5 protein-coding genes and 1 tRNA gene are annotated in these 6,499 nt (G+C 56.8%); 1 reads left to right on the top strand and 5 read right to left on the bottom strand.

The window, feature by feature from the left end; all coding sequences use genetic code 11:
- Window positions 1-251 (top strand): integrase core domain-containing protein (locus tag H598_RS25950; protein WP_156896972.1); only part of this gene is annotated, 251 nt, incomplete at its 5' end.
- Between the two features lie 331 nt (window positions 252-582).
- Here H598_RS25950 and H598_RS0107840 read toward each other — a convergent pair.
- From H598_RS0107840 to H598_RS0107820, 5 genes are all read right to left on the bottom strand, one after another.
- Window positions 583-656: transfer RNA gene (locus H598_RS0107840), tRNA-Cys, on the bottom strand.
- 130 nt (window positions 657-786) lie between these two features.
- Window positions 787-1,365 (bottom strand): hypothetical protein, encoded by a 579-nt coding sequence (locus H598_RS0107835; RefSeq protein ID WP_028112529.1) that lies wholly within the window; start codon window positions 1,363-1,365, stop codon window positions 787-789.
- A 75-nt stretch (window positions 1,366-1,440) separates the two neighbouring features.
- Window positions 1,441-2,307: a toll/interleukin-1 receptor domain-containing protein gene (locus H598_RS0107830; protein ID WP_028112528.1), complete on the bottom strand. Its 867-nt coding sequence runs from the start codon at window positions 2,305-2,307 to the stop codon at window positions 1,441-1,443.
- Window positions 2,291-4,594: a WD40 repeat domain-containing protein gene (locus H598_RS0107825; RefSeq protein ID WP_169629239.1), complete on the bottom strand. Its 2,304-nt coding sequence runs from the start codon at window positions 4,592-4,594 to the stop codon at window positions 2,291-2,293. The genes H598_RS0107830 and H598_RS0107825 overlap by 17 nt, the downstream gene beginning before the upstream one ends.
- A 20-nt stretch (window positions 4,595-4,614) precedes the next feature.
- A complete protein-coding gene (locus tag H598_RS0107820; protein WP_156896970.1) occupies window positions 4,615-6,471 on the bottom strand; it encodes a hypothetical protein in 1,857 nt (618 codons plus the stop codon).
- Window positions 6,472-6,499: the final 28 nt, after the last annotated feature.

The raw sequence follows: 6,499 nt of genomic DNA, 5'->3' as shown, positions 1-6,499 counted from the left end.
GTTACCGAATGGCGCAGAGCATGAGCCGGCGTGGCAACTGCTGGGATAATGCACCAATGGAAAGACTATTTAGAAGCCTGAAGACAGAGTGGGTGCCAGTAACTGGCTATTTAACGATGAACCAGGCAAGAAAAGACATCAGCTATTACCTGATGGATTACTACAACCGGCAACGGCCACATCAGGCAAATGATGGCCTGTCGCCAGTAACTGCCGAAAATCGGCTTAAAGCAGTGTCCGGAATTTGTTGACCACTACAGACACGGACCCTCGCGTTCGTAATGAGCGACGTATCTTCCTCTGGCATGTTCGCAATGATGGGTGTCTTCGGAAGGTTTCCCGGAGTCGAACCGAGAATCACCACCTTCTGATGGCTGTCTTCGGAAGGTTGTTGGAAGATTCTTCTGATGGCTGTCTTCGGAAGGTTTTCGGAAGGTTCCGATAAAAGACGCTGGGCCCTCGCGTTCGCAAGGGCGACGGAGGCTTTTTTTTGAGTGTTGTGGGAAGCTGGATATACAGAGCTTTTGGTTGCTCATACGAAAAACGGCAACCCTTTTCAGAGTTGCCGTTTCTCGTAAAATATGGAGGCGCGTCCCGGAGTCGAACCGAGGTCCACGGATTTGCAATCCGCTGCATAGCCACTCTGCCAACGCGCCAGATTCGGTGTGTTACCGAACGCTGGTCATTGTACCCGGCTGGTACTCCACCGCAACCCCTTAAGCAACTGAGTGTCGATTAATTAATTGATTTTGGGATGTTTTGCAGCCATATAAGCGCAGCGCTCCTCTACCAGGCCTGCCCCGGTGTCGGAATCGGCTGGGTCAGGGAAAAACTGACCTCAAAATGGCGTCCCGCACGGCTCATGATGTAGTTAAACCGGTCGTCACTCAGCGTCAGTTGCCAGACGTTGGTCACCGAAACATCAAGGCCTGTACGCTTAAACATCTCGATGGAGTAACCATCCACCGGAAACGACTGCACAGACGCCGAGTCGGTATGCCTATTCGGGTCGGTGTGGCCGCCATACCAGGTCACCGCATCATCGCTGCCATCGGCATGGCGATGCTGGTGCTTTAGCTGCAGCCCATCGTCGGTTTTGGTGATCACCCAGGTGCGGGAACGGTCGTCGCCGACAAAGAAAGGAATCCGAATCTCGCTGTCCGAGCAATCACGCACGTGCATCACCATCTCGACACCGACCATAGAACGATCGGCCGCATCACTGGAGATAAGCCGACCGCCATAGGCCTTGCCACAGTGGGCTGACAGGGCATCGAAAAATTGCTGCGAGTCGTTGCCCTGCGCCGCCGGTGCACCACTCCACACGGCGGTCATTGCCGCCAGCCAGACTAACCTTGTGGTCATCTCCCCTCCTCCAATTTGAGTGAAAGCTAAAAAAAGGCCACCGGGTTCGCGGTGGCCTTGTTGGCAATACTGACACTAACGCCAGCGACTGACAAACCCCATGCCATCGGCAGGGAAGCCATCGGTCATCTTGATGTACTTGGCCTTCAACCTGCCGTGAGGCTGAGCTTGCAGCTTTAACGCCATGAACCCGGCGGTGCCATCGGCGATGCTGTTGGCCAGGTAGAAATTCTCACTGAGGATCGCCTGCAGGTACAGCGCCGGTGCGGCCACCGCGCCCTGGCTGATGTCAGCAAGCCGCTGCACACAGGCATCGGCATCCCGCTTGCTGAGGCGACGAATCGACGTTTGCCCCTGCAAAAAGGCAATGATCTTCAGCAGCGCCAGTTCATCGTTGAATTCGGCTGGCAACCTGAGGGCATTGAGCACCTGGCGGGCATCGTTGCAACGCTTGGCTTTCAGCAGGGTTTCCACCTCCTCCAGCTGGGCGGAAAACCCGCTGAAGTCCGGCTTAAGCCCGCCTTGAATTTCACCGTCAATCCGCTGGGCAATCACATCGAAGCGACGGCTGAGCAACATGGCTTCGATATCGACCCACTGGAAGTTTTTCAGCAGATAATCGAACCCGGTGGCGCCGCCACTGTCCAGGCTGGCATCCACCTTGAGGGGGATCACGGCGATCCCCTTCTCCCGGGCCATCTTGATCTCGGTTTTCACCTCGTTGGATCCCGGGCGAGTGGCATTGCCCACCGAATGCTCGCTGGCCAGTAACAGCAACGCTTCCGCCGACTTCATCGCATCGCTGATCTCCGCCGCGAAGCATTGGCCGGCGCCAATTCGCTGTGGTGCAAACCAGACCGTATGACCCAGGTGCACCAAAGCTTGCTGAATCGGCGCCGCGATGTCGTAGTCGGCGCTGGAGTAACTAAGAAATAGGTGCATCGATGTGGGCCTCGTCGTGCTTACCGGATTGCTTATGGTCTCGCAGTTGGGCACGAATGTTCTTTACGGTTTCATCCGCTTTCGAGGCGGTCTTCTGCACGTTCTGCGCCACGTTCTGAGTCTTGAGGTCGGCCATCTCGGCGGCATTCATGTCCAGCTCTTCCTGACGCTCAGTTTCAGACAGGGTCTGATCGTCGAGGATGTTCTGACGCTCCTGCTCCAGCTTCTCGATGCGATCCACCATGGTGATGTTCTCGTTATCTTTGGCCGAGGCGGCAATGGCAGAGACACTGTCTTCGTTCAGGATGGTCAGGCGAATGCGCTCGCCACTGGCGACATACAGGGCAATCTCGGTGACTGAGATCTCTTTTTCATTCACCGTCGACTGGCCACCGCGCTCGACATTGCGCTTGGCGATGTTGGTCACGTCTTTGTAGTAGAAGGCGTTGGCTTCTTTACCGATGCACTTACCGGAAATGAAGTCGTAGTAGGTGGTAAATACATCCACCTTGTCTTCGGTCAGGAAGATGTACTGAATGTACTGAACCGCAAACAGAATCCCATCACTGCCAGAAGACCAGAACGACCGCTCATTGCCATAATTCAACTTGGATTTCACCTGAGCCCGCTTATCCAGATCCTGAATCAGGGCCCAGTCTGACAGCACGATGGCTTCATTATTGGTGTAGACGATGTCTTCACGTTCCAATCCACACTCTTCCAGCGCCATGGTTTCGATGGTGTCGTTGATGTGACGATCCATGGTTTCCAGTACACCTTTGGGCGACAACGCCGCCAGGTCTTTGACCACGGGAATGTTATTCAACAGTCCCTGACGGTACTCCTTGATGGAGCCGATCAAACCATCAAACTGGGGCGCAAGGCAGTCCACCACTTGCAGGTTGGCTTCCTGCTGCAACTGATGGCCGCGGTGACCGCGGTTACGAATCAGCATCATCAGGCTCAGCAATAAACAGGCTCCGCCAATACCGGCCGCAGCCACAGCCAGCGTCAGGTGGGCGTTACGGCCCAACCTGTCCAGCAGCTCAGGCTGCTGCTGACGAACCAGATCCATCACCAGGGCGTTATCGAGGAAGAACAGGTAACCAATCCCCGCCGCCACCATGGTCAGCATCAGGAACAACCAGGACCAGATGGCGGCACCTTTGCGTTTTTTCTGTCGAAGCTGCTGCTCTTGCTCAGACGCCTCGCGCACCCCGGCCAGCACTTCGAGCTGTTCGCGAGCCTGTTTGATCGGCTGCTTCAGTGCGGTACGAATCGGCGTGAACAGCGGCCGGTTGAAGAAGTCCCAGAACATGCGCCGTTCGGGGCTGGCATCCAGATCCAGCTTCTGCTTCTCCAGTTCGGCACGCGCGGTAAACACACTGTCGCTGTTGCCCAGCGGGTTGCGCACGTGGGGGAAATCGATGACCTCGGGCTTCTGTTCGATGTATCGATCCCGAGTCAGGTGACCCTGCTTCAGGTTATCGAATGCCGCGTTGATGTCGTCATTGGGCAGGTGCTCGCTGATGAGCTCCCCTTCCACATGCCACAACCCCAGTGACTTACCGGGGCGACGAATCAACAGGCGCTCGCTGTCCACTTCGTGCATGTCGTCGGCAAAATCGAAATCGAACTTAAACCGATGCAGGAACTTGCCGGTGGCGGACCAGATGCTTGGGTGCTGCTTTTCACTCTGCACCATCCAGCTGCCATTTTGCAGGGTGCTGACGCCGATGATGCGGGACTTCAGCCCCTGCATTACTGCAATCTTTTTGCCGGTAAAGCTCCAGATCGATACGCCATTGCCGTCACTGATGGCCAGGTGATCAGAGTTGGCAAACATCTGTATCGCAGACAACGAGGTAATCTTGGCGTCAATGGTGCACACCAGAGAGCCACTGCGCAGATTCCAGATTCGCACCGTGCCATCGAGGCTGGCACTGAGCAAGCGGTCTTTGGCAATCTCGATGACACCGAAGATGCGATCGCTGTGCTCGTTCAATGAATGCAGGTTTCGTCCACTGAATGCCGACAACTGAATCACGTGATCCAGGCCAATGGTCAGAAATACCTGCTTCGACCACTTCAGGGGCAGCACTCCGATGACGGTGTCACTGTGACGGTTGAAGCTCTTACGGCTATCTTCGTCATCACAGATAATGGTGTAACTGTCATCCCGTCCCCATTCGATGCGGATGCGGCCGTCAAGACGGGTGTTCTGCAGCGTCGGCGAGGCCAACTGCTTTTCAGTCAGGGTTTCGAAGCGAATCTGCTTACTCATCATTATCATCCGTTAAAGATTAATTATTGCTTCTGTTTCAGATCGTTGTCTGATTCGGAATTGGTCCAGGTCACGTGCTCGAACATCGCCTCTTTGGCCAGTTCAATCAGCATTGCCTGTTTGGATTGATTCAGTTCACCGTCCAGCAAGTGCTGGGCACGGCGGTACAGCTGTTCTAACGAGCGGTAACCGCGAGCGGTGGTGTCGTAGCCCGCCAACTCGCCCCACAAGGCGATGGCACCGGCGGCCATCAGGGCATACTGGGCAAAGTACATCAGGGTGTCTTTGCTGCCGACGAACAGGTCGATGTTAAACCCGTACTGCAACAGCAACACCCCCAGCAAGGCGATACCGAAAATCACCGCCGCATTAAACAGCTCGCTGGCCCAGCGTTCACACACGCTGGCGGCCCAGGCGGGACGCTTATAGAAACGCTCGGACAGGCGCAGGCGCCGTGGCTCTTTCAGGCGCAGGCGGGTATTAAGAAAGTTGCGTTGATCATCGAGCCAGCTGGTGCGGATCAGCTGCGGGTTTTCCGGCAGCGGCGCCCGCCACCAGTCCAGTTCCGCCACCGAGATGGCGTGTTCGATCAGTGGCAGATGCTGACGAAACCGACGCGGAATCAATGGCGTCGGTGATGGCGCGATGGCCGACAAGTTCAAAAAGCCACGGATGCGCATGCCTTCGGCGACGCCCCTGGCCAGTTGGTATTGCCACTTTAATTCTCGTTTGCCGGCATATCGAATGATGCCGTAACACCCAAGCATGGCAGCAAACATGGCGGCAATCAGCCAGGATCCGGTGGACAGCTCCAGGAAGTTGGACACCACTTCGTACAGGCCCAGGGCGATCAGCGCAAACAGGAAGAACAGCTGAGTCAGGCGTCGGTAGCGGGTCTGCTGATTCAGCGCCATGGCATCAGCTTTAAGGAAGATCCGCTGTGATTCCTGCAGCCCCGGCGCCGGCCAAGCGGTGGCCGCATCGGCCTCAATGCCGGAAGCGTGCTGGTTGTAGAAGCGCAGCTCCTTGAGCATCAGGCGAAACTCCTGCGCCAGAAAGCCACTGGGCGCGATGTCGCTGTCATCGCCGTGGTTATGGCACACGTACAGGCCACTGCCCTCGGGCAAGTCTCCGCTGAGCCCGGTCATCGGCAGCGACGCATACTCCAGGGTGGATGGGGCCAGGGTTTGGCCGGGACGAACCGCCGGAACGTGGTGAACCACGCCGCCCTGCTGGCCATCGAAGTCGGACACCGGCGCCAGTGCCGGGTTGGCGATGCCAAGCGGCCATTGAAGCGGCAGTCCTAACTTATAGGCCACCGCATCTGCGGTCCCGCCACTGCCCCGGGACGGAGCGCCATCCCATAAGGACAGCAGCACCTGGGCGTACTTGGCCACAAACACGCTTTGATTCAGGTACAGGTGATTGCGGGCCTCACCATACTCGGTGTCTGCCAGCGCCGTAGCCAGTTGCTGCGGGGCGAGCACACTTTGCACCTCGATGATCTCATCGTCGTCATGGCGAAGCTGAGCCAGGTGGGCATGGAACTCGGTCACCGCATTGGGGGCAAATTGCAGGCCTTCAAAATCTTGCAGGTAGGAAGCCTCATCCATGGGCAGGCAGGCGATGATTTTAAGGCTGTCCGGGCCCCACTGGGCACGCAGTTCCCGGGCCACTTCCACCACCAGAGTGTCGGCACCGACGGCCATGCCGGACAACAACCAGATGGGCGTATCGGTCAGTTGCTGACGCCAGAATACCAACGCCTCTCTCACTCGCTGGCGTAACGTCTGGGTCGAGTTGGGGTCTAATTTCCTGTGGCCGCTGACACCAATAATAAACGGTAACTGACTTGCTGTTCCCTGTGCGTCTTCAACCACGTGCACGTGTTCCTTTCACTGTCCTGAG

Source organism: Ferrimonas kyonanensis DSM 18153, from assembly GCF_000425405.1.
GTDB lineage: Bacteria > Pseudomonadota > Gammaproteobacteria > Enterobacterales > Shewanellaceae > Ferrimonas > Ferrimonas kyonanensis.
Note: the sequence above shows the minus strand (reverse complement) of the source record. Positions and strands in the feature narration are given on the sequence as shown.

Coding starts and splice junctions, on each gene's coding strand:
- H598_RS0107835 (WP_028112529.1), bottom strand. CDS start 1,365: ATGACCACAAGGTTAGTCTGGCTGGCGGCAATGACCGCCGTGTGGAGT.
- H598_RS0107830 (WP_028112528.1), bottom strand. CDS start 2,307: ATGCACCTATTTCTTAGTTACTCCAGCGCCGACTACGACATCGCGGCG.
- H598_RS0107825 (WP_169629239.1), bottom strand. CDS start 4,594: ATGATGAGTAAGCAGATTCGCTTCGAAACCCTGACTGAAAAGCAGTTG.